The 22,821-nt window shown below is 65.9% G+C and carries 25 protein-coding genes; 18 read left to right on the plus strand and 7 right to left on the minus strand.

The genetic code is table 11. The features are described from left to right. Positions 1-261 precede the first annotated feature (261 nt). The 4 genes from JOE66_RS02200 (at position 262) to JOE66_RS02215 (ending at position 3,277) form a co-directional block, all read left to right on the plus strand. Positions 262-429 carry a hypothetical protein gene (locus JOE66_RS02200; RefSeq protein WP_205106514.1) on the plus strand — a complete coding sequence of 56 codons (168 nt, stop codon included), beginning with the start codon at positions 262-264 and terminating at the stop codon, positions 427-429. After that, positions 426-1,280, plus strand: a complete 855-nt coding sequence (locus tag JOE66_RS02205; protein WP_205106515.1) for a cytochrome b N-terminal domain-containing protein — start codon at positions 426-428, stop codon at positions 1,278-1,280. Before JOE66_RS02200 ends, JOE66_RS02205 begins: the two co-directional genes overlap by 4 nt. Further along, positions 1,277-2,230, plus strand: a complete 954-nt coding sequence (locus tag JOE66_RS02210; protein ID WP_239518193.1) for a hypothetical protein — start codon at positions 1,277-1,279, stop codon at positions 2,228-2,230. The genes JOE66_RS02205 and JOE66_RS02210 overlap by 4 nt, the downstream gene beginning before the upstream one ends. Before the next feature lie 69 nt (positions 2,231-2,299). Continuing rightward, positions 2,300-3,277, plus strand: coding sequence for a TIGR00341 family protein (locus JOE66_RS02215; protein ID WP_205106516.1), 978 nt, complete (start codon positions 2,300-2,302; stop codon positions 3,275-3,277). A 106-nt stretch (positions 3,278-3,383) separates the two neighbouring features. Here JOE66_RS02215 and JOE66_RS02220 read toward each other — a convergent pair whose 3' ends face one another. Next, the gene (locus JOE66_RS02220) at positions 3,384-3,797 is read right to left on the minus strand and encodes a MarR family winged helix-turn-helix transcriptional regulator (protein WP_205106517.1); all 414 of its coding nucleotides are present in this window, start codon (positions 3,795-3,797) and stop codon (positions 3,384-3,386) included. A gap of 61 nt (positions 3,798-3,858) precedes the next feature. On the opposite strand from JOE66_RS02220, the gene JOE66_RS02225 reads away from it, so the two are divergent. Next, on the plus strand, positions 3,859-4,659 hold the full coding sequence (locus JOE66_RS02225; protein ID WP_205106518.1) for an alpha/beta fold hydrolase: 801 nt from the start codon (positions 3,859-3,861) through the stop codon (positions 4,657-4,659). Between the two features lie 77 nt (positions 4,660-4,736). Here JOE66_RS02225 and JOE66_RS02230 read toward each other — a convergent pair whose 3' ends face one another. From JOE66_RS02230 to JOE66_RS17550, 3 genes are read right to left on the minus strand one after another with little or no spacing between them, the layout of a single operon-like run. Then, positions 4,737-5,798 (minus strand): LLM class flavin-dependent oxidoreductase, encoded by a 1,062-nt coding sequence (locus JOE66_RS02230; RefSeq protein WP_239518194.1) that lies wholly within the window; start codon positions 5,796-5,798, stop codon positions 4,737-4,739. Beyond that, on the minus strand, positions 5,795-6,613 hold the full coding sequence (locus JOE66_RS02235; RefSeq protein ID WP_307827006.1) for an ATP-grasp domain-containing protein: 819 nt from the start codon (positions 6,611-6,613) through the stop codon (positions 5,795-5,797). The genes JOE66_RS02230 and JOE66_RS02235 overlap by 4 nt, the downstream gene beginning before the upstream one ends. Before the next feature lie 9 nt (positions 6,614-6,622). Beyond that, complete coding sequence (locus JOE66_RS17550; RefSeq protein ID WP_307827007.1) at positions 6,623-6,778, minus strand: hypothetical protein; 156 nt, start codon at positions 6,776-6,778, stop codon at positions 6,623-6,625. Positions 6,779-6,977: 199 nt separating this feature from the next. Between JOE66_RS17550 and JOE66_RS02240 the strand changes: the two genes are divergently transcribed. The 7 genes from JOE66_RS02240 (at position 6,978) to pcaDC (ending at position 13,335) form a co-directional block, all read left to right on the plus strand. Next, on the plus strand, positions 6,978-7,229 hold the full coding sequence (locus JOE66_RS02240; RefSeq protein WP_205106519.1) for a GNAT family N-acetyltransferase: 252 nt from the start codon (positions 6,978-6,980) through the stop codon (positions 7,227-7,229). Positions 7,230-7,283: 54 nt separating this feature from the next. Further along, positions 7,284-8,075 carry an IclR family transcriptional regulator gene (locus JOE66_RS17555; RefSeq protein WP_205106520.1) on the plus strand — a complete coding sequence of 264 codons (792 nt, stop codon included), beginning with the start codon at positions 7,284-7,286 and terminating at the stop codon, positions 8,073-8,075. A gap of 80 nt (positions 8,076-8,155) precedes the next feature. Further along, positions 8,156-9,340, plus strand: a complete 1,185-nt coding sequence (locus JOE66_RS02250) for a 4-hydroxybenzoate 3-monooxygenase (protein WP_205106521.1) — start codon at positions 8,156-8,158, stop codon at positions 9,338-9,340. Positions 9,341-9,437: 97 nt separating this feature from the next. Next, positions 9,438-10,175, plus strand: coding sequence for a protocatechuate 3,4-dioxygenase subunit beta (gene pcaH / locus JOE66_RS02255; RefSeq protein WP_372435503.1), 738 nt, complete (start codon positions 9,438-9,440; stop codon positions 10,173-10,175). Continuing rightward, positions 10,168-10,746, plus strand: coding sequence for a protocatechuate 3,4-dioxygenase subunit alpha (gene pcaG, locus JOE66_RS02260; protein ID WP_205106523.1), 579 nt, complete (start codon positions 10,168-10,170; stop codon positions 10,744-10,746). Before pcaH ends, pcaG begins: the two co-directional genes overlap by 8 nt. Beyond that, on the plus strand, positions 10,739-12,142 hold the full coding sequence (locus tag JOE66_RS02265) for a lyase family protein (RefSeq protein ID WP_205106524.1): 1,404 nt from the start codon (positions 10,739-10,741) through the stop codon (positions 12,140-12,142). Before pcaG ends, JOE66_RS02265 begins: the two co-directional genes overlap by 8 nt. Further along, entirely contained in the window at positions 12,139-13,335 is a 1,197-nt protein-coding gene (gene pcaDC / locus JOE66_RS17560) for a bifunctional 3-oxoadipate enol-lactonase/4-carboxymuconolactone decarboxylase PcaDC (protein WP_307827008.1), read from the plus strand. The genes JOE66_RS02265 and pcaDC overlap by 4 nt, the downstream gene beginning before the upstream one ends. Positions 13,336-13,394: 59 nt before the next feature. Here pcaDC and JOE66_RS02275 read toward each other — a convergent pair whose 3' ends face one another. Both JOE66_RS02275 and JOE66_RS02280 read right to left on the minus strand, forming a co-directional pair. Then, positions 13,395-14,441 carry a zinc-dependent alcohol dehydrogenase gene (locus tag JOE66_RS02275; protein ID WP_205106525.1) on the minus strand — a complete coding sequence of 349 codons (1,047 nt, stop codon included), beginning with the start codon at positions 14,439-14,441 and terminating at the stop codon, positions 13,395-13,397. Positions 14,442-14,516: 75 nt separating this feature from the next. Beyond that, a complete protein-coding gene (locus JOE66_RS02280) occupies positions 14,517-15,227 on the minus strand; it encodes an SDR family oxidoreductase (RefSeq protein WP_205106526.1) in 711 nt (236 codons plus the stop codon). Between the two features lie 215 nt (positions 15,228-15,442). Here JOE66_RS02280 and JOE66_RS02285 point away from each other — a divergent pair, with 215 nt between their 5' ends. From JOE66_RS02285 to JOE66_RS02310, 6 genes are all read left to right on the plus strand, one after another. Further along, the gene (locus JOE66_RS02285) at positions 15,443-16,387 is read left to right on the plus strand and encodes a LysR substrate-binding domain-containing protein (RefSeq protein ID WP_205106527.1); all 945 of its coding nucleotides are present in this window, start codon (positions 15,443-15,445) and stop codon (positions 16,385-16,387) included. Between the two features lie 76 nt (positions 16,388-16,463). Further along, entirely contained in the window at positions 16,464-17,831 is a 1,368-nt protein-coding gene (locus tag JOE66_RS02290) for an MFS transporter (protein ID WP_205106528.1), read from the plus strand. A 44-nt stretch (positions 17,832-17,875) separates the two neighbouring features. Further along, entirely contained in the window at positions 17,876-19,051 is a 1,176-nt protein-coding gene (locus JOE66_RS02295; protein WP_205106529.1) for a mandelate racemase/muconate lactonizing enzyme family protein, read from the plus strand. Between the two features lie 82 nt (positions 19,052-19,133). Next, the gene (locus tag JOE66_RS02300) at positions 19,134-19,604 is read left to right on the plus strand and encodes a VOC family protein (protein ID WP_205106530.1); all 471 of its coding nucleotides are present in this window, start codon (positions 19,134-19,136) and stop codon (positions 19,602-19,604) included. Between the two features lie 31 nt (positions 19,605-19,635). Beyond that, positions 19,636-20,625, plus strand: coding sequence for a cyclase family protein (locus JOE66_RS02305; RefSeq protein ID WP_205106531.1), 990 nt, complete (start codon positions 19,636-19,638; stop codon positions 20,623-20,625). A gap of 31 nt (positions 20,626-20,656) precedes the next feature. Next, on the plus strand, positions 20,657-21,403 hold the full coding sequence (locus tag JOE66_RS02310; RefSeq protein WP_205106532.1) for an SDR family NAD(P)-dependent oxidoreductase: 747 nt from the start codon (positions 20,657-20,659) through the stop codon (positions 21,401-21,403). Positions 21,404-21,453: 50 nt separating this feature from the next. Here JOE66_RS02310 and JOE66_RS02315 read toward each other — a convergent pair whose 3' ends face one another. Then, complete coding sequence (locus JOE66_RS02315) at positions 21,454-22,734, minus strand: ATP-binding protein (protein ID WP_205106533.1); 1,281 nt, start codon at positions 22,732-22,734, stop codon at positions 21,454-21,456. Positions 22,735-22,821 lie beyond the last annotated feature (87 nt).

Genomic DNA, 22,821 nt, shown 5'->3' on the forward strand with positions numbered 1-22,821 from the left:
GTGTTCCTCTGGAGTTCACATGCTAGTCACCCTGCGTTTCCGCCAGATTAAGTCGCTCTGGAGCATTCCCGCGATCGAAACGACAGAACGCTCTGATTGAGCACAGCGAGACATCGGGCCGAGCGCAAGAGACAGCTGGTCTCTGTGAGGATTCGAAGAATATTCGGCTCTGACCGGGACCTTGTACCCTACGTGGCCCCCACAGGGGGGGTCGAGGGTTGAGACATCGGAACATGGTGTTCCGAGAAGGCAGGGTCAGCCATGCTCAGCACGTTCTTCGCCGCACTGACCGACATCAGCGCGGGCACCTACTACGGCTTCGGTAACTTCCTCATCCAGTCGGGCAACCTCATCGTCATCATCGTGATGCTGGTGCTTTTCGTTCTGGCCCTCGTGCTGCCGTTTCCCGGAACGCGGCGATCGAAATGACACTCCACATCGATGACGCACCTCTCGGCGGAGCCGCCGCGCAACCTCCGAAGCCCGGAGAGCCTGTCACGAGCACTGGGCCCGTCACGAGCGCTGGGCCAGCGCCGATCACTGAGACAGAAGAAGAGCTTCACACCTGGACCGGCAAGACTCGGCAGTGGATGCTCAAACGGCTGCCCCCAGACAAGCTCCTGCCAGAGGGCCAGCCGAGCTACGTCGCATCGTGGATCTACGTCTTCGGCATGGGTGCGATCGCCTCGTTGCTCTTCATCATCGTCTCGGGTGTTGTGCTGAGCCTCAACGGGCCGAGTTGGTATCACGTCTCATCGTTCGGGCACTTCGTGAACAGTGCGCATCTCTGGAGCGTCGAACTCTTCTTCATCTTCATGGTCGTGCACCTCTGGGGCAAGTACTGGATGGCATCGTGGCGCGGAGGGCGTGTGCTGACGTGGATCACCGGTGTCGTTTCGTTCGCCGTGTCGATCGTGGCCGCCTTCACCGGGTACCTCCTGCAGACCAACTTCGATTCGCAGTGGATCGCCTTCGAGGCGAAAGACGCGCTCAACGCCGTCGGAATCGGAGCATGGTTCAACGTTGCAGACCTGGGCCAGATCTTCATGTGGCACATTGTGCTGCTGCCGCTGGCCGTCGGGGTGATCGTTGCACTGCACGTTCTGCTGGTGCGGGCGCACGGCGTCGTGCCGCCACTCGAGGCGGCAGAGACGGATGCCCAGCTGAGCGGTGCCGACTCATCCGCGTCGGTCGCCTCCTCCTCCGGTGCAGCACCGGGGCCGGTCGCTGCGAGCAACTCGACGGTTGCTTCGACGGAGACGCAGGGAGGTGCGCGATGACCAACACACGGGCATCCATGTCGTGGCGCAAGAAAGATGACATCGCGAGTCGGCCGTGGGCGGGGGCGAAGCGCGAGTACGACCTCTTCAAAGAACTCACGGTGGGTGTCATCGTGGTGGGCGTTCTGGTGGTCGGGCTCTCAGCCATCTTCAGCTCTCCCGACGAACCGAGCGTGACGCTGCAGTCGTGGGCGACCAATGCCCCGGCCGATTTCGTCGCGACCGCGACCGCCGAACTCGGCGGAACGAGCGACACCGCAGGCTACGGGCCGCCGTACAATTCCACGCCCGATGCGACCCAGACGGTGGGTGCGATCGACCTGCAGGGCCTGTCAGGCGTGAAGATTCCGATCGACACGGCGAAGGACTTCGTGACAGGGCCGCTTGCACTGCAGTCGAACCCCCCGAGCGCGCTTGGCGAGTGGTCCAGCGCCACTCCAGACCAGCAGTCGGCCTGGACGTCGGCGTACTCCGACGCGCTCGCGGCAGCGCCCGACGGCGACCCGGCGCAGGTGGTGGCGGGCGACTTCGGCCCTGTGCCCCAGCTGACGAATGCGCTGCTCGTCATGGCGCAGCAGGGTGCGCTCGATGGGGCGATCCAGAACGAGGGTGGGTTCTTCAACCTCAACTACACCCGCAGCATCCTGTTCCTCGGTGACGGCACCTACTTCGTGGGTCTCGCCGACTCCGCACACCTCACGGGTGACCAGTGGGGCATGATGAACGAGACCGGCAACTACCCCGGCCAGTCCTGGCTGTGGCTGTTCTCGTTCTGGTACCAGGTGCCGGCGATCGGCGAAGCGGCGAACGCCGACATCCTCGTGGTCGGGATCATGCTGGTGCTGACGCTGCTGCTCGGTCTTGTGCCCTTCATACCCGGGCTTCGAACGCTGCCGCGCTGGATTCCGCTGCAGCGCCTGGTCTGGAAGGACTACTACCGCCGCCGCTGAGCATGGTCTCGGGTGCAGAACGCGCGTGGTGACCGGAGAGCCGGTCACCACGCCACTATCTTTCAGATCATGGATGATCGTTTCAACACCGCCGAACTCATGCGTGACTCGGTGTTCTTCGACGGCCCGCACGCGAGTCGCAGGTACTCGAGGTTCTGGCTGCTGCTCATCCTGGCGTCGATCATCGCTTCGGCGGGCGTCGTCGCCGACTCGACCGCGACCGTCATCGGGGCCATGATCGTGGCCCCTTTGATGACGCCGATCATGGGCACGATGCTCGCGACGGTTCTCGGTGACCGGGCCAATCTCATCCGGTCGCTCGCACTCGTGATCGGTGGGGCGGCGGTGGCCGTCGCGATCGGGTACCTCGTGGGGCTTCTGGTAACCCCGGATGTTCTCGCCGCGACGAACCCGCAGGTGGCGGGGCGCGTGACGCCCGGGTTGATCGACCTCCTTGCCGCGCTGGGTACGGGCGTCGTCGGCTCTGTCGCTCTGGTGCGCCGTGACATCTCTGACACGCTGCCGGGCGTTGCGATCGCGATCTCGCTGGTTCCGCCGCTCACGGTGGCCGGCCTGACGCTCGAGTCGGGTTCTGTCTCGCAGTTTCTCGGAGCGTTGCTGCTCTTCATGACGAACGTGGTCGCCATCATCGGAACTGGCATCATCGTGATGTCGTTCTACGGGGTGAACCGGCTCACGCAGTTCGACAAGACGGCAGAGAAGCGCAACCTCGCGCGCCCCATCGCCCTGCTCCTGATCATGCTGTTGCTCATCGGGGCGCCGCTCTCGCTCACGAGTGCCTCCGTGGCGTCGCGCGCCGTTCTTGAAGGCGCCGTGCACGGTGTCGCCGACGACTGGTCGAGCTCGGTGGGCTGGCGCATCACCGATGTGAGCTCACAGGGGAGCGAGATCATCGTGCGCGCCGAAGGCCCGCTGCCGGTGCCCGGAACGGATGAGCTGAAGACACGGCTGGTCGCCAAGGGCATCTCCCCAGACGTGGTGACCGTGAACCTCATCCCGATCTACACGGTTGAGCTCGACAAGTGACTTCTGCCCCATGAGTGGTCGACAAGTGTTGCCTGGACGACGCTCGACGCAGCATTCGACGTCGTCCGGTTCCTGAGCCCCCGACCGGTTCGGGGCTGGCCCCCAATCAGAGGTCTGTCGCCACGCGGTTCAACAGGCCGAGCAGGGTCTGCCGTTCGGGCTCGCTGAGCGCGCCGAACGAGGAGGCGAGCACCTCGGCGGTGAGAGGGTAGCCGGCCGCGAGCATCCGTTCGCCTTCGGGGGTGAGGTGGTGCTCGATGGCGCGACCGCGACCGGCCTGGCGGGAGATCAGGTTCTGGGCACTCAGCCGCGTCGCGAGGGTTCCGAAGGACTGGTCGCTCTGGAATGTCGCGACCGCAAGCGCGTGGGCCGAGGCTCCGGGGTTCTGGGCGATGGCGCGCAGCGCATCCCACTGCGTGAGCGTCGTGCCGATGGTGGCGAGCCGGGAGTCGAGGGCGCGGTGGTGGCGGTATTGCGCCTGCTTGACCCGGCGGCCCAGCTGTTCGAGTTCGGCGGTCATGAGCTCACGATAACAGCTGGCACAGGTTACTTATATAAACATGTTGATATACGATAGTCCCATGACTCGAACAGACACGCGAATCGTCGGCGACGCACCCGGCATCTCCCTCACCGTGACCGAATCCGGCGAGGGGCGACCCGTGCTGGTACTGCACGGCGGTGGCGGCCCGTTCACGGTTGCCGGGCTCGTTGCACACCTCGCCGAAGCGCACCAGGTCATCGCGCCCACGCACCCCGGGTGGAACGGCACCGTACGCGACGAGGCGGTGTCGAGCATCCAGAGCCTGGCCGAGGTGTACAGCGAACTGCTTCGGGCCGAAGATCTACAGGGCGTCGTGGTGGTCGGCTCGTCGCTCGGCGGCTGGTTGGCGGCCGAGATGGCGCTCGATGACAGGGCAGAGGGGCGCATCGCAGCGCTCGTGCTGATCGATGCCGTGGGTATCGAGGTGCCAGAGGAGCCGATGGTCGACTTCTTCGCCCTCGACGCCCGCGGGGTGGCCGAGCATTCGTTCGCCGACCCGCAGAAGTTCTTCGTCGACCCGAGCACGCTGCCGCCAGAGCAGGTGGCCCGGCAGGCAGCGAACATGCAGACGATGCGGGCGGTCGCGGGCTACCCGTCCATGCATGACAGCGCATTGCGGGGTCGGCTCGCCGAATTGGGCCTGCCCGCGCTGGTCATCTGGGGTGAGAGCGATCGAATCGTGACGCCGGCCTACGGCTCTGCCTTCGCGGCCGCGATTCCGGATGCCCGGCTCACCGTGCTCGAGAACGCCGGTCATCTCCCTCACATCGAGCAGCCGGAGGCGACCTCCGCCGTGATCGCCGAGTTTCTCGCTTCGCTGCCGACGCGGGTGGGCTAGCCCGACCCCGCATGTGCGGCCAAGCGTCCCGAAAGTGGGGATGGTGGGGCCGTTTGCGCGCACCCCGGGAGCGCGGGTCAGCCTCGGGTCGGCGCTGGCCGTTCGGCGGCCTCGAGCTCCCGCACGCGCGGGATGACGTCGCGCGCGAAGCGCTCCATCTCGGCCAGGTGCGGCGAGAACTGCAGCAGCAGAATGCCCACCCCGGCACGCGAGAACTCCATGATGCGCCGGGCGACGACCTCGGGCGTGCCCACGAGCTCGGGCCGCAGTCCCCGGTTCGACACCGAGTAGTCCCGCAGGTCGACCACCGTGTCGAGCTGCGACTTGCTGACGAAGTCCCGGTACGACTCGTACGCCGCGCCGTGCTTCACATCGGTGATGCGCTCGAGCTCCTGCCGGGCATCCTCTTCGCTGTCGCGCACGATGGCGAAGGCTGCCATGCCGAAATCGGCGAAGGGGGCAATGCCCGTGGCTTTACGTCTCGCCGTCATGTCGGCGATCTTCGCGCGCAGCTCGTCGGGAGTGCCGCCATGGGTGACGTACGCGTCGGCAAAACCGGCGATGGATGCCCGGCCGGCCTCACTCTCACCGCCGGCGTAGATGCGCGGGGTCACCCGGGGTTTCGGCTGCAGGTGTGTGCCGTCGAGCTGGTAGTAGTCTCCGGTGTAGCTGAACGGCGTCTGGCTCCAGAGCCCGCGCAGCACCTCGACGAACTCCTCGCTGCGACGGTAGCGGTCGTCGTGCTCGGAGAAGATGCCGCCGTACTGGCGCGCCTCCTCCGCCCACCAGGCCGAAACGACGTTCAAGGTGAGCCTGCCGCCGCTGATCTCGTCGAGGGTGGCCGCCTTCTTCGCGGCCAGCGCAGGCAGGTGGTAGCCCGGCCTGACTGCGAGCATGATCTCCTGCGTCTGTGTGACAGCACCGATCGCCGCGGCGAGTTCCCAGGCGTCGAAGCTCGGCGCATCCTGGCCGTTGATGTCGTTCAGGTTGAGCTCGGCGATGAGGGTGAGGTCGAAGCCGATCTGCTCCGCGGTCTGGGCGATGGTCTTCAGGTGCTCGAAGGTCGCGGGGGTCTGCTCGTCGTCGACGTTGCGAAGCCAGCCGCCGAAGATGGGAGTCCAGTAGCCGAAGCGCATCATGCGGGGTACGCCTGGAGACGAGTCGAACGCAATTCGGCCGCGTTCTGTTCGTCGAGAAGTGCGCCGAGGAACCGGGCGATCTCCCGGGGGCCAGAGACAGCAGATGCCGCCTCGACGTCGGGGTTGTAGTTGGTGTTCGTGTTGATGTCGTAGGTGACGCGGCGGCCGTCGGTGGTCTCGATGAACTCGATCCCGGCGATCTCGACGCCGGTGGCGGCGAGAAGGCGCTCGTACCGGGCGATCAGGGGATCGTTGTCGAAACCGGGGCGGAGGGAGAATGGCGGCGTTGCGGTGGCGGGGGGTGCAGCATCCAGATCGACGGCGCAGACATCTGCGGGGCAGAGCTCGAAACTGCCACCAGAGATGTCGACCCGAACGGCGTACACGTACCGCCCGCCCACGAACTCGACGCGGGTGACGAACGGCTCGGCCGCCGCCAGGTACTCCTGGATGAGCGTGATGCCGTCGGGCGACTCTTCGAACAGGGGGGAGTCGACGTGGCTGTCGAATTCGGCGTGCGAGTCGAAGCGCCGCACCCCCAGGCCCTTGCCGCCCTGGTTGTGCTTGGTGATGAACGGTGCCTCGAACTCGCGGGCCTTCTGTTTGAGGTCGCTCCGTCCGAAGACGGCGGCGGTGCGCGGCACGTCGAAGCCGGCTTTCGCGAGGGCCCGGTGCTGCTCGACTTTGCTCACCTCGAGGTCGATCACCGAGCGGCCATTCACGACTCGCGTGCCCGAACTCTCAAGCCACGACAGGAGTGCCCGTGCATAGTCCTTCGAGTGCTCGTGGCCGCGGGTGTGCGAGGAGGCGCTCATTCGCGACCACTAGATGCCGGGCGCGGGCTCGGCGTCGAGGTCGATCACGCCCTCGGTCAGCACGATCTCGGCAAACGGCACCCCTTCGGCTTCGAAGGCGGCACGCAGCGGAGGCAGCCACTCCGGGTTCTCGTGAATGATGTAGACGCGCGCGCTGTCAGTCATTCCTCCAGCGTACGGCCAGCCCGTAGGCTGGTGGATGATCGGCTGTTGCCTGGCTGTAAGAAACCGTCACGCGTGCCGGTCTGCCGCTGGTTGAGTAGGCGCGCAGCGCCGTATCTAAACCCGACCGGGACCCCGGGCATCCACCGTTCTAGGCTTGACGTCGTAAGCATCATCGAGACCAGCCGGTTGCGGCCTGACCATGCAGACGGTCGACGGTGTCGAAGAGGTGGAGGTCGGTTACCACCTTCGCACGGAGGCCCAGGGGTTGGGTTACGCGACCGAGGCCGCCCGAGCGTGCCTGGAGTTCGCCCGCGCCCGGGGCACCTCGCGAGTCGTCGCCATCATCGATCCGGCGAATCTGGCATCACAGCGGGTCGCGCTGAAGTGCGGGCTCGTGCTCGAGAAGCAGGTCGTGACGGGCGCGCTCCAGCAGCTGGTCTTCGCTGCATAGCGCGAAGGAGCGCCGATACTTGTTGCGTAACAACTCTGGGCTACCATCGGGGCTGTGGCGGCGCAGCGGGAAGACAGCGATGGTCGCTCTGTCGCGTCGAAGCTTTTCGCCATTCTCGACGCCTTCACCGTCGCCCCGACGTCAGCTTCGCTCACGCTGACAGCGATCGCCGAGCGGGCCGGACTGCCACTCTCGACGGCACACCGCCTGGTCGGCGAGTGGGTCTCGTGGGGTGGCCTCACGCGCGCCGACGACGGGCGCTACAACCTCGGCCTTCGCCTCTGGGAACTCGGCGTGCAGGCGCCGTCGGCGAAGAACCTGCGCTCTGCGGCCCTGCCGTACCTCGAGGATCTCTTCGAAGCGACACACGAGCATGTGCACCTTGCGATTCTCGACGGCCGCGATGCGCTCTATCTCGAGAAGCTCACCGGTCACGGTGCCGTGCCGATCATCTCGCGAGTCGGCGCGCGTCTGCCCTTACATTCGACAGGGGTGGGGCTGGTGCTTCTGGCGTTCGCCCCGGCTGACTTCATCAACGACTATCTGGATGCCCCGCTCGCCGGTTTTCTGCCCGGCACCGTGACCTCGCCCGAACTTCTGCGGCGCCGTCTCGCTGAGATCCGGGCCAGCGGCATAGCCCAGATGAGCGAGGAGATGACGCCGGGTTCGTCGTCGACGGCCGCGCCCATCCGTGACCGCAGTGGGGCGGTGGTCGGGGCGGTCTCCATCGTGATTCGCACGACGGAGTCCTCTGCTCGCCAGAACGAGGCCGTCGTGCGCGTGGCCGCACGGGGCATCAGCCGCGCCCTCGGCTACCGCTCCGCCAGCGAGGAGGGTTTCCGCTGAACGGAAGGTCTGCCCCTACGGGGGTGGGCTGCAACGATACTGGCGATCATCCTCATCACCGTCGCTCAGGAAGAAACATTGTGCCCACTCTCTCCACCCGCGTCGCCATCATCGGCGCCGGCCCCGCTGGACTGCTCCTCGGCTGGTCGCTGCGCCAGGCCGGCATCGACTTCGTCATTGTCGAGAACAAGTCACGCGAGTACATTCTCGGCCGGGTTCGCGCCGGCGTTCTCGAACAGGGTGCCGTCGAGACCCTGCAGCGGCTGGGCGTAAGCGAGGGTGTCGACGCACGCGGGCTGGTGCATCACGGCATCTACCTGCAGTCACCTGGCCTTCGCCACCACGTCGATTTCAATGAACTCATCGGTCGCACGGTCACGGTGTACGGCCAGCAGGCGGTCGTGCGAGACCTCGAGGCCGCACACGATGCCGCGGGTTCTGCCGTCTTCTACGAGGCTGGCGACGTTGCGGTGCGCGGCATCGAGACGCGGTCGCCCTCGCTGACCTTCACGCACGACGGCTCTGACTACACGGTCGAGGCCGACTTCATCGTCGGTGCTGATGGGTTCCACGGCATCTCGCGGCCGGCCATTCCGAACAACCGCCTCACGGTCTTCGACAAGACCTACCCCTTCGCCTGGCTCGGCATCCTCGCAGACGTGGCACCGTCGACAGACGAGCTGATCTACGCCCTGCACCCCGACGGGTTCGCCATGCACTCGATGCGCTCGAACTCGGTCTCGCGCCTGTACATCCAGGTCGACCCGGGTGATGACATCTCGAACTGGCCCGATTCCCGCATCTGGGATGCCCTGCACACCCGCCTCGCCAGCGACGGCTGGGCGCTGAACGAGGGCCCCGTGACCGAGAAGTCGATCACCCCGATGCGCAGCTTCGTGGCGTCGACTCTCAACCATGGATCACTGTTCCTCGTCGGCGACTCTGGACACATCGTTCCGCCGACCGGCGCCAAGGGCCTCAACTCAGCCATCTCCGACGTGACGCAGCTGAGTGCAGCGATCGTCACCCACTATGCCGATGATTCAGCGCTGCTGAGCTCGTACAGCGACACCGCACTGGTCCGCCAGTGGAAGGTGCAACAGTTCTCCCAGTGGATGACCGACCTCCTACACGTTCGCCCCGGCACCGGTGACGAGGCGGCGTTCGACTACCGCAGCCAACTGGGCCGGCTCGACTACGTCACCCACTCGCTGTACGCCCAGCGTTCGCTGGCAGAGCAGTACACCGGCCTGCCGCTGGGCTGATTCGTCCACGAACCCACACTCCACGATGCATCACCCAGAGAAAGTCGGCCCCCAGATGTCTGAAACCCTGGCCAGCCAGAACGAGATCAACGCCGAGATGGCGGCGATCAGCTCCGAAGCCCAGGCTGCCCGCCAGGACGGCGGCCAGCCCGAGCTCCATCCGCGCCGCGGTTATGCGCCCTACCGCAGCTCGGTGCTCCGGCACCCCACGCACGCCCTCGTCAAGGCCGACCCCGAGGAGATCGAGCGCACCTCTCCGGCGTTTGGCCACACCGACGTCGACTCGTACGAGAGCGACCTCACCATCCAGCACAGCGGCGAACCCCTCGGCGAACGGATCATCGTCACCGGCAAGGTGCTCGACGGCGAAGGGCGCCCGGTTCGAAACCAGTTGATGGAGATCTGGCAGGCGAACTCCTCCGGTCGGTACGTGCACAAGCGCGACCAGCACCCGGCGCCACTCGACCCCAACTTCACCGGGGTCGGCCGCGTGATCACGGGCGACGACGGCAGCTACCAGCTCACCACCATCAAACCAGGCCCCTACCCCTGGAAGAATCACCTCAACGCGTGGCGACCCGCGCACATCCACTTCTCGCTCTTCGGCACGGCATTCACCCAGCGACTCATCACGCAGATGTACTTCCCGGGCGACCCCCTGTTCGCCCTCGACCCGATCTACCAGTCGATCGTCGACCCAGCAGCTCGTGAACGCCTGGTCTCGAGCTACGATCACGACGTCACGAAACCGGAGTGGGCCACTGGCTACCGATGGAACATCGTGCTGACCGGCCCGAAATCCACGTGGATGGAGCAGGATGATGACCATGAGTGAATTCGCGCAGACGGAGTTCGTGCAGACCCCGTCGCAGACCGTGGGCCCGTTCTACGGATTCGCCCTTCCCTACGAGGGTGGCCCCGAACTCGTCAATACGGCTCACCCGGCAGCTATCCGGCTGCACGGCCGCGTCATCGACGGTGCCGGCGTCGGCCTGCAGGACGCCCTCGTCGAGATCTGGCAGCCCGATGAGAACGGCCAGATCAGCCGCGAACTCGGTGCCCATGAGCCCGACGGCTACACCTTCACCGGGTTCGGCCGTGCCGCGACGACGCGCGCGGGTGACTTCACCTTCACCACTGTTAAGCCGGGTTCCGTCGGGGGTGGGGCACCGTACGTCTTGATCACGGTCTTCGCCCGTGGGCTGCTGCACCATCTCTTCACCCGCGCCTATTTCGTCGATGTCTCGGCTCTCGAGGCACTCGCCGAGACCGACGCCGTGGTGAAGAGCGTGCCGGCCGACCGCCGCTCGACCCTGGTGGCCGTGGCAGACGGCCCCACGTCGTACCGCTTCGATGTGCGGCTGCAGGGTGAGGGCGAAACGGTCTTCCTGGACTTCGATGCCTGAGCTGCTCGACCCTCTGGGTGCCGACGGCATCGCAGAATCGCTCCTCGGTGACGGGGCCTGGCTTCAGGCGATGGTCGCCGCCGAGGTTGCGCTCAGCCGGGCACTGGTCACCGCAGGCCTCGCACCCGCATGGATGCTCGGGGTCGCCGACTCCCTGGCCGACACCTCGGCCCTCGATCTCGCCACCCTTGCCGTGGCAGGCCGCTCGGGCGGCAACCCCGTCATCCCGCTGGTCGCGGCCCTCGCGACCCGTGCAGAGACGCTCCACGCCGGCGCCTCCGACCATGTGCACGTCGGGGCCACCAGCCAGGACATCATCGACACCGCCACCATGATCGTCGCTGCCACCACGCTCGAGGCCACGCTCGAGTCGCTCGAGTCGCTTGCGGGTTCGCTCGCTGCACTCGCCGAAACGCATCGGGCCACACCCCAGGCCGGCCGCACCCTCGGCCAGCACGCCTCGCCCACCACGTTCGGTTTCGTCGTCGCCGGTTGGCTCGACGCGGTGTGCACGGTCATCCTGAGCGTGATGGATGCCCGGCAGAGGCTACCCGCCTCGCTCGGGGGTGCCGTCGGTACCCTGGCTGTGCTCACCGACGCGGCCGCGACACGTCAGCCCGGGCATCCGGAATCGACGAGTGTCGAACGAGTGCTCTCGGCGTACGCTGCAGAACTCGGGCTCGTCGCGCCGGTCATCAGCTGGCACAGCGACCGGTTGCCGGTCGTCGAACTCGGTTCGATTCTGGCAGCGGCCACCGGCGTCGTCGCCAGCATCGCGATGAACGTCGCCGAGTTGTCGCGCACCGAGATCGGTGAACTGTCTGAAGGTCTGGCCGAAGGCGAGGGTGGCTCGTCTGCCATGCCGCACAAACGCAACCCCGTCAGCTCTGTGCTGGTCGTCTCGGCCGGAAAGCAGGCGCCGGGGCTGTTGTCGACCCTCTACGGGAGTCTGCTCGCTGAAGACCAGCGCGCCATCGGTGGCTGGCACGCCGAATGGCAGACCCTTCGCGCCCTCGAACGGCTTGCGCTCACGAGCACGCAGGCGGCGGCTGGGCTGGTGGCGAACCTGCGCGTCGACGCCCGCCGGATGCGCGAGAACCTCGCGCTGACGCACGGGCTGCTGTACTCCGAACGGGCCTCTGCCACACTGGCCGGGATGCTCGGCAAGACGGAGGCGTTCGCCCTTGTGAAGGCGGCATCCGCGCTTGTCTCTCCCGTTTCGCCGCTCAGCACGGTTCTTGATGAACAGCTGGCCGCTGCCGGCCACAGTGACGACGTACGGACTGCTCTCGCTCGTGTTTTCGACCCTGACGCCCCCATCGGCCAGACCGGCGCGGCGATCGACGCGGTGCTCACGCGATACCGTGGGATTGCCCGAAAGAAGGAGTCCCTGTGACCGTTCCCCAGCTGCGCTGCACCGTCCAGCCCGTCTCGAGTGGGGCGCCGAACGCCGAACTGCTTGTGCTCGGCCCGTCCCTGGGTACGACGACCTCGCTCTGGCAGCCGCTGTTGGCCGAGTTGAGCGCGAACTTCCGTGTTCTCCGCTTCGACCTGCCCGGCCACGGGGCGAGCCCGCGCACCCGCGAGCCCTTCACGATGGCCGAGCTCGCCGAAGGCGTTCTCGCCCTGGTCGACGCGGTCGGAGGCGGGGCGTTCCACTACGCCGGCGTGTCGATGGGTGGTGCAATCGGCCTGCAACTTGCGGTCGACCACGCCGATCGACTTCGAAGCCTCGCTGTGATCTGCTCCGGGCCGAAGATCGGTACCGCCGACGGCTGGGATGCCCGCGCCTCCCAGGTCCGGGCCAGTGGCACTGCGTCGCTGGTCGCCTCGAGCGCCGAACGCTGGTTCGCTCCCGGTTCGCTCGAACGAAGCCCGTCATTCACTGCCCGCGCCCTCACCGAGCTGCTCGACGTCGACGACGAGTCGTACGCCCTCTGCTGCGGAGCGCTCGCCCTGTTCGATGTGCGCGACCGTCTTGTGGGTATCACCACACCCGCACTCTGCATCGCCGGTGCCGCCGACGCCGTCACTACTCCCGAGATGCTCGGGCAGCTGGCCGAGGCGATCCATGCCCCTCTCGTCATCATCGACGACGCCGGCCACCTGCCCACGCTCGAACGCCCCGCGGTTGTCAGAACGGCGCTGCTCGGGCTCGTGGAACACGTGCGTCCCTGGCTGCCCCGCGGTGCCACGGCGGCCGAGACCTATGATTCGGGAATGATCGTGAGGCGCGAGGTGCTGGGCGACGCCCACGTCGACGCGGCGAACGCGAAGATCACGCCAGAGACGGCCGACTTCCAGGACTTCATCACCCGGTACGCCTGGGGGGAGATCTGGTCACGCCCGGGCCTCGACCGCCGCACGCGCAGTTTTCTGACGCTCGCCTGCCTTGCGACAGGGGGGCACGAGGCAGAGCTGCGGATGCACGTGCGAGCCGCCCTGACGAATGGACTCAGCCGCGCGGAGATCTCCGAGGCCCTGATGCACACCGCCGTCTACGCCGGGGTGCCGGCTGCAAACTCGGCGTTGGCCGCGGCCCGTGAGGTCTTCGCCGCCCTCGACGAACCGGCCGGGGCCGGCGGCTGATCGTCGGCATTGCGCAGACGGTGCCCCCGGGCATCCGGACCTGACGTTCGATCAGTGGATCAGACGGCCGAGGGGATGACCAGCACCTTGCACGAGTCCCCAGACAACAGTTCGAGCGCGTGGTCGAATTCTTCGAGCGTCACCCTGTGCGTGATGAAGGCGTCGAGGTCGAGGCGGCCTTCTGCCACCAGGGCGACGAGCAGGTCCCAGGTCGACCAGAGTCGTCTGCCGAACGAGCCGACCATGGTGATGCCCCGGCGGTTCAGGTACTCACCCATGTCGAGCTCGACGGGTGCGTTACCGAAACCGACGGAGACGTAGGTGCCGGCCTTGCGCAGGGCGTTGATCGCCGTGCCGAAGCCGGAGGGGTGACCGGAGGCCTCGAACGCGACATCGAAACCGCCGCGGTTGCCTGAGAGATCGAGGATCGCCTGGCTGGCGTTCTCGCTGGGTTCGAGTGCCACGGCGCCCCGGCTCTCGGCGAAGGCCCGGCGCCAGGGGTTCGGTTCGACAACAACGACCTTCGCGGCCCCGCCGAGCTTGGCCAGCTCGGCGATGAAGAGCCCGACGGGCCCCGCGCCGGTGATGACGACGCGTTTGCCGAGCATCGGCTCACCGGTCGACTGCAGTGCATGCATGGCGACTCCGGCCGGCTCGAGGAGCGCTGCTGCCTCGAGGGGGAATCCCTGGGGGAGCTTGTAGGCCGCACTCGCCGAAACCGTGCAGAACTCGGCGAAGAGCCCGTCGACATGAAGGCCGAGCAACTGCATCCGGTCACAGATGTGCGCGTTGCCGATCGAGCACTGGTAGCAGTCGAAGCAGGCGATGTGGGAGTCGAGCGCAACGTCGTCACCCGGCTTGAACGAGGTCACCCCTTCTCCGACTTCGACGACAGTGCCGGATCCCTCATGGCCCATGGTGACCGGGAGCTTCAGGTTGAAGGCCTGGGCAGCGGGCGTGTATCTCGCGATTCCGAGGTCTGTGCCGCACACCGAGGCTGCGGCGACAGCGATCTTGATCTGACCGGGCAGAGGATGAGCGGATTCGGGCAGGTTCTTCACGAAGGTGACGCCCGGGGTGGGAGTCTCTTTTCTGATGGCTTTCATGACGTCATTCTCTGTGTGGGGGATGGTGGATCGAGTAGAGCGAGCGCGACGCGGAACGCGCGTAGCGTTCGAATCTCAGATGGGGTTCACGCCGACCGTGAGGCCACCGCAGACGTAGAGCACCTGGCCGGTGACGAATCCGGCCCGGTCGTCGAGAAAGAACCCTGCGGCGTGAGCGATGTCTTCAGGTTCTCCGAGCCGGCCGACGGGCACCGATTCGATGATCTTCTTCGTGCGGGGCGAATCGGCGGGGTTGGCCTTCATGAAGAGGTCGGTGGCAATAGGTCCGGGGCCGATCGCATTCACCGTGATTCCTCGCTGGCCCAGTTCCAGGGCCCAGACCCGGGTCAGGCCGATCAGTCCGGCCTTGGCGGCCGCGTACGCTGTGCGCAACTCTTTTCCGAGCGCTGCCCGTGACGACATGTTGACGATGCGGCCGAACCCGGCCTCGGTCATGCCGGGCAGAACCGCCTGGGCGCACTGCACCGCGCATCGCAGATTGAGTGAGAACGAGGCATCGAGGTCAGCGAGGGACTGCTCCTCCAGCGGTGCCGGGAAGACGGCTCCGACGTTGTTGACCAGCCGGGTGATCGGGCCGCCCGACAGGGCATCCTCCAACGCGGTCGCTGTGCTCCCGGGGTCAGAAAGGTCGGCCACAATCGAGCGGCCCACGTCTGAGGCCGAGCGGTCGATCACGACCACCTCCCAGCCCATGCTCTGCCCGTGGAGGGCGATTGCGCGCCCGATTCCCGATGCGCCGCCGGTAACCAATAGACGATCCGCCATGGATCAACTCCGTTTCTTCTGCCGTAGTGAAGCACCATCGCTTGTAGTGAAGCATCATCGCTTGGCAGAGAGTCAGTCGCCTCGCTGGTGATCGCGGGGCTGCGAGTGCAAGGACATCACGACTTTCTTGCCCTGTCCATTACCAATCATGCAGTCATTGATAGCACCAGGGGCATAATTGGGCACAGCCAGGCCGCGCGAAAAGGAGATCGATCATGGAACTGCGAGACATCGAAGCGTTCGTCGCTGTTGCCGAAGAACTGCACTTCGGGCGCGCTGCGGCTCGATTGCGCATCTCGCAACCGCCGCTCAGCAACCGGATCCGACAGCTCGAAGCGGATCTCAAAGTCCAATTGTTCGTGCGCAACACCCGCAATGTGACGCTGACAGACGCCGGTGCGCGGCTGCTCATCCCCGCGCTCAAAGTGCTGAACCAGCTGAACCTGACCCGGGCGGCGGCCGAGTCGATCAGAACGGGCGAGGAGGGTCGCGTGCGGCTCGGCTTCGCCGGTGCCTCGAGCCAGCGGTCGCTCCCGCTCCTGAGCCGTGCGGTCCGCCTCGCTCACCCGGGCATCGAACTCGAGCTCCAGTCGCAGACCTACGTGTACACGGCGATCGAGAAGCTGGTCGCAGGTTCCCTCGATCTGGCCTTCTCGCGCCTCCCCTCCAACCACCCCCAACTCGAATCGCGGGTGATCGAAGTCGAGGAGATCATCTGCGCCGTACCCGACAGTCACCCGCTGGCCCAGCAGGGAGAGGTACGTCTGTCTGACCTCCGGAACGAAGACTTCGTCAGCCTTCCCGAAGACCAGGGGTCCATCCTGCAGGCGACTATGTTCGCCCTCTGCGTCACGGCAGGCTTCCGGCCCCGGCTCACGCAGATCGCTCCGGACTCCGCCACTGTGCTCGCACTTGTCGCCGCCGGCGTCGGCGTGACGATCACCCTGAGCTCCGTGACGCCGGCGCAGAACGTCGGCGTCGCCTACCTGCCGATCATCGACGCGGAACCCAACCACATGTTCGCCACGCTCGCCTGGAGGAAGGATGACCAGTCTCCTGCCCTTCGAAAGGTGCTCGCTATCTCGGAGCAGGCTCTGCCCACGCCTGATCTTTCCGAATTCAAGAACAATCCTTTCATGATTGGTATTGGACTCGAATAGATACCGCGATTTAGAGTCGACCATCGGGACGAACCGCCAGGTGTCCCGCATCCCACTTCAATGGAGAGGTCACTCAATGGCTCGGACAATCGAGGGCGCGCCGCCCGAAATCGAAACCCGCATCTACCGCAAGATGACCGTCAAGATCTTGCCGGTCGTCATGCTCGGCATGTTCATCTCGTACATCGACCGGGCGAACCTCGGCGTCATAGCGGCACCCCTGTCGAAGGACCTGGGGCTCACCGCAGCGTCGTTCGGCCTTGCTGCGGGCTTCTTCTACATCGGTTACCTCCTCTGCGAGATTCCGTCGAACATGTTCCTCGCCAAGGTCGGCGCACGCATCTGGCTCGGCCGCATCATGGTCAGCTGGGGGCTCGTGACCATCGCGATGGCGTTCATGCAGAACGATGTCAGCCTGTACGTGCTGAGATTCCTGCTCGGTGTCGCCGAAGCCGGGTACTCGCCGGGTGTGGCCCTGTTCCTGGCACTGTGGTGCCCACGTCACCTCCTGCCGAAGGCCTATTCGCTGCTGAACCTGGCCGTTCCGGTGGCACTCTGCATCGGCTCGGTCGTGACGGCATCGTTGCTGCTGCTCGACGGTGTCGGCGGAATCGCCGGCTGGCGCTGGGTCTTCATCATCGAGGGCATCCCCGCCATCGCCCTGGGTATCTACATCTTCATCAAACTGCCGTCCAAGCCGGCCAAAGCGGCCTGGCTCGACGACGAAGAAAAGGCCTACCTTGCCGCAAACGTCGTGCAGACCGAGGGTTCGGCCGGCCACGAACTGAAGCAGATCCCCGCGGCTCTTCGTCGACCGTCGGTGTGGGTCTTCGCCTTCACGTACTTCAGTATGCTCATCGGCTTCTGGTCGATCACCTACTTCCTGCCGACGATCGTCAAAGACCAGTTCAAGCTCAATGTGGTGGCGTCGGGTTTCATTGCCGCCATTCCGTGGGCGTTCTCGGCCATCGTCATGTTCGTCGTCCTGCGGAGCATCGCTCGCACCGGTGACCGGAAGTGGCACCTCACGGGTCTCATGGCTGCCGCCGCAATCGGCCTGGGAATCGGTGTGGCCTCAGGGAACCCCGTGCTCGCCCTGGTGGGCATCAGCATTGCTGCAGCAGGATTCTTCGGAGTGCTGTCGACCTTCCAGGCGGCGGTCGCCCAGGTCTACGCCGGAGCCCTGGCTGCGGTCTCGATCGCGCTGGTGAACTCGGTCGGCAACGTCAGCGGACTCGTGGGCCCCTACATCCTCGGCCTGTTCAAAGACTCGACCGGGTCCACCAACGGTGGGCTTCTCATCATGGCCGGGTTCTTCGCCATCGCAGCGATCCTGGTCTACCTGATCATCGGATGGGCCGACCGCCAGGGCATCGACCAGGGCGGTCGACCTCGACGCGCCGCTGCGACAGACTTCCGGTCCGGCGCAGCGACCTCTGTCTGATCCCACTCACAGGCACCTCCCGTAACGTCACCCAAGGAGCACACATGTCGATCACTTCCCCGTCGTTCGCCGACGAGGCCCTCGACCCCTCGGCGCACCGACCTGCGTCGGTGGAATCGAAGATCGTGGCCGTCCGCGCGATTCCCTACGCGATTCCGTACAGCAAGCCGCTGCACTTCGCCAGCGGGTCGATCGACGTGGCCGACAATGTGCTCGTGGAGGTCGAGACCGAGGACGGCATCGTCGGCTTCGCAGAGGCCCCGCCCCGCCCCTATACCTATGGTGAGACCCAGGAGTCGATCGTCGCGGCGATCGATCGCCTGTTCGCTCCTGCAGTCGTCGGGTTGGCGCTGTCTGACCGTGAGAAGGTTCGGGTGCGCCTGGAGCGAACGGTGGGCAACCCCACGGCGAAGTCGGCGATCGACATGGCGATGTGGGATGCGATCGGGAAGACGTTCAACACGCCCGTCCACAAGCTCCTCGGCGGACATGCCGACGGTCTGCGCGTCAGTCACATGTTGGGCTTCGACCCGCCGGCATCGGTAGCGGAACAGGCCCTGGTGCTTCGCGACGAACTCGGTGTGACCAGCTTCAAGATCAAGGTCGGTCGTCGACCGATCCGTCTCGACGTGGCCGTGTGCCAGGCCGTGAGGGATGCCCTCGGCCCTGAGGCTGAGATCTACATCGACGGCAACCGTGGCTGGTCGGCAGCAGAATCGGCGGAGGCACTCCGAATGCTCGCCGATGTCGGGCTGTCGCGTGTCGAAGAGCTCTGCCCCGCTGACGACATCCTGTCGCGCCGCTGGCTGGTCGCCCAGTGCACCGTGCCCTTCGTGGCCGACGAGAGTGTCGCGACACCGGCGAACGTCACCCGCGAGATACTGTCGGGTGCGGCCACAGCGATCAGTATCAAGACGGCGCGCACCGGATTCTCCGACTCCCTGCGCGTCTCGCATCTCGCAGAAGGGCTGGGGGTCGAGGTCGTGATCGGCAACCAGATCGACGGCCACATCGGCACCATCTGCTCGCTGGCCTTCGGCGCATCACAGGCGTCGACCTCACGCCACGCGGCCGAGCTGTCGAACTACCTGGACATGGCTGATCACCTGCTCACTGAGCCCTTGCGTATCGCAGACGGTGAAATGCGTGTCCTGCCGGGCGCCGGCCTCGGAATCGAGATCGACCCCGAGAAGCTCGCCCGCTACCGAACCGACAACTGAACCAGTCTGCATCCGGCTGGCACGACTCACCTCGCACAACCACCCCACAAGACCAGTTACACCCCACAAGAAAGGACAGGCAATGGCCTATCTCCGACTCCACCACGTCAACGTCACTTCTGACGACATGAGCATCCTCACGGAGTTCTACGGCAACGCGCTCGGCTTGCCGCTGCTTCCGTCGCCGCCCATGATCGCGACCTCGGCCAGCGAGACGACCGACGGCGATGCCGCCTGGGACAACAGCGCCAAGTTCTACGAAGCCGGCGACCCCACCGAGCTCCAGATCCACGCCACGCAGCGCCAGCCCTACCTGGCAGCCCAGGAGGGCCACTCGGTCAACCCGCTCATCCAGGGGCACTTCGCCTTCCGTACCGATGACATCGAGGCCATCAAGGCCCGTCTCACCGAGCACGGCGTTCCGTTCGACGACTGGGGAATCTGGTCGGTCAAGGGCTGGCACCAGATCTTCTTCACCGACCCGGCGGGCAACATGATCGAGATCCACCAGGTCGTCTCCGACTCCGCCGCCCCGGCCGAATCGGCCGAGTAGGCAGCCCGCGCGAAGCGGACCGAAGCGAACCATGATGAACGCCCCCTTTCCGAGCTACGCCGAACTCCAGCAGCGCTCCGGCGTCTGCCGGGGTACGGCGTGGGGGGTGTTCGGTGATGACGATCAACTCGGCACCCTGAATCACCTGACCCCCGAGCGCGTGAAGCGGTCGATTGCCTCAGTGCGGGAGGGCCTGCGATTCACCCTGAATCTCAGGCTTGATGCCTTCGAGCCACCGCTCATCGCCCACCGCGGTTCGCCAGAACACCATGTGTTCGGGCTCAACGAGTTCCACCGGGATGATCGGATCGACAATCTCTTCACCCAGGCGTCGACCCAGATCGACGGCCTGCGGCACTTCGCTCACCCCGACCACGGCTTCTACAACGGCTTCGACGCAACAACGATTGTGAAGGGCACACCCGAGCTGGGCATCCAGAATGTCGCCGAGCAGGGGATCGTCGGGCGGGGCATCGTGGTTGACGTCGGTCGCTATCGTGACTTCCTGGGCATGCCGATCGACCAGTCGTCAAACGAGCAGATCACCGTGTCGACCCTCGACGAGGCTCTCGAATGGCAGGGCACCTCTCTCGAATCGGGCGACATCCTGTTGCTGCGGTTCGGCTGGCTCGACCACATGAAACGACTGGGCTCCGCACGGCCGGCGCTGCTCCAGAGCCCGGGCCTCGCCCAGCTCGACGAGACGGCGGCCTGGCTCTGGGACAAGCAGCTCGCCATGGTGGCGGCCGACAACATCGCGCTCGAAGCGTGGCCTGCCACCGGCTCGCCGCTCACGACGACGGCGGAGCAGACCGGGTTGTTGCCCGAATCGAGCCACACCGGCATGCTGCACCGCATCCTGATTCCCCTGCTCGGCCTGACGATCGGGGAACTCTGGGATCTCGATCGCCTTGCCGAGGCCTGCGCTCAACGAAACCGGTACGACGTGCTCCTCTTCGCCGAACCCCTCACCATCTTCGGCGGGGTGGGAAGTCCTGCCAACGCCATTGCCGTCATCTGACGGCGACCCGAACACTGAAGGAAGAAACATCGTGCAGATCACAGACGAAGTCGTCGTTGTCAGCGGAGGCGGCTCAGGCATCGGGCTCGAGTGTGCGAAGCAGGCCTCCCGTCGGGGAGCCTCTGTCGTTCTGGTCGACATCAGCCTGGATGCCGCCAAGCGCGGGCTGGGCGAACTCGTTCCAGGCCGTCATCTCGCTCTCGGTGCCGATGTGACCGATCGCCCCGCCATGAACGAAGTGCTGGACTTCGCAGCCGCCGAACTGGGCGGGCTCACATCGGTGATTGCGGCCGCCGGGATCGTCTGCCGGGTTCCGCTGGCAGAGGTCGATCCTGCGGAGTTCGCCAATGTCTTCGCCGTGAACGTGTTCGGAATGCAGAACACCATCGCCGCAGCGGCACCCCACCTCAAGAAGACGGGTCGACCCGGGGCGATCGTCGCGCTTGGCAGCGTCGCAGCGAACACCGGGGGCGGGCTCATGGGCAGCGGTGTGTACGCGGCATCGAAGGGCGCCGTGGTGGGCCTCATCCGCGGATACGCACGCGAACTGGCACCGTGGGGCATCCGCGCCAACGTCGTGGCGCCTGCCGCCACAGAGACTCCCATGACCCTTGCCCTCAGCGACGACGAGCGCAGTCGCATTGCCGGCATGTCCCTGATCGGCAGGCTCTGCACTCCCGACGAGATCGCCTCGACCGTGAACTTCCTTCTCTCTGAGGGTTCGGGTGCGATCACCGGCCAGGTCATCCAGCCCAACGGGGGCGTCTACTTCAACTGACGGCCCACTTCACGCGGAACATTCGGTTCGCAGCCGTTCGCGGGAACCTCTCAGAGCCGGGCGATGGTCTCGATGTCGTCGAGGAAGTCCGCGGCGACATCGGCCGAGACGGTGGCGCGCGTGGCACCGATTGCCTCGAGGTAGTCGGCGGTGACTGGGCCGGTGGCGGTGGCGTTCGGGCCGCCCTCGTAGATCGCCTTCTCGAGGGCGCTCTGGGAGGCCTTGCGCGCCGAGTACTCGATGTCAGCGGGTGAGAAGCCATCGGTCTCTGCCACGAGGGCTGCGATGTCGACGCTCGCCTGGGCAGGAATGTACCGCTGCCAGATCGAGTGCCGGGCGGCGCTGTCGGGCAGCCCGATCGGAATCACGTAGTCGAAGCGGCCATGCCGCAGAAAGGCGGAGTCGAGAGCCCTGATGAAGTTTGTCGCACACACCAGCAGTCGGTCGGGCTGATCTCTGAAAGCGGGGATGATCTTCAGCAGTTCGTTCGTCACACCCTGCAGTGCCGAAGGGGGTTCGCCGCCGCGCTGGGCGGCGATCTCCTCGACCTCGTCGATGAAGACCACCGCGTGTTCGAGTTCGGCGATCTTGAGGAAGGTCTCGCGGAGCGCGCCGGCCAGGCCCTTCGGGTCGGAGGCGAGGCGCGACGGAAAGACTTCGACGAACGACCACTCCAGACGCGAGGCGATCGCGCGCGCGAAAGTGGTCTTGCCGGTGCCGGGAGGGCCGAACAGAACGACCGCACGCGGGGGCACCACCCCGAACTGTTCGGCGAGCTCGGGCTTGGCCAGCGGCATCACCAGTCTGCGCTCGAGCAGTTCCTTCTCCTGTTGCATGCCGCCGATGCCGTCCCAGAGGCCGCGCGGCAGAATCCGGCCGCCGAGCTCGGCGAGAGTGCCGAGCTCTTTGCGCTGCACGGGAATCTCCCGCTCGAAGTAGCGGAGGTTCTTCTGGATCTCGAAACCCTGGTCGACGAAGGCATCCACCCTCATGGCGGTGTCGGGCAGGAGGGCAGACAACTTCGAAAGCCCTCTCGGCGTCATCTGCTTCTCGAGCGCTGCGAGCAGCGCACTGCCGATGCCCTTGCCCTGCCAGCTCGCGGTGGTCGAGAGAAAGACGATCCAGCCCTGGGCGTGGGCTGCGCGTCCGACGGCAGCGCCGATCACCACGTCGTCGTGCACCGCGACGACGGCGTTGTCCTCCTGGCACGAGGCGAGCACTTCGGAAAGCGCATAGACGGGCTCGACCTGTGATGCCCGCAACTCCTCCCACAGGTGGAGGATGCCGTCGACGTCGTCGGGGTGAAAATCGCGAATTCGGTACGAGACCATGGCCACATGCTATCCAGAACAGAGGTGAGTACGTCTGCGTATACATTGAGCCGAAAAGAGTTGCAAAATGGCTGCTTCAGGGCGCAT

Source organism: Subtercola frigoramans, assembly GCF_016907385.1.
GTDB classification, from domain to species: domain Bacteria; phylum Actinomycetota; class Actinomycetes; order Actinomycetales; family Microbacteriaceae; genus Subtercola; species Subtercola frigoramans.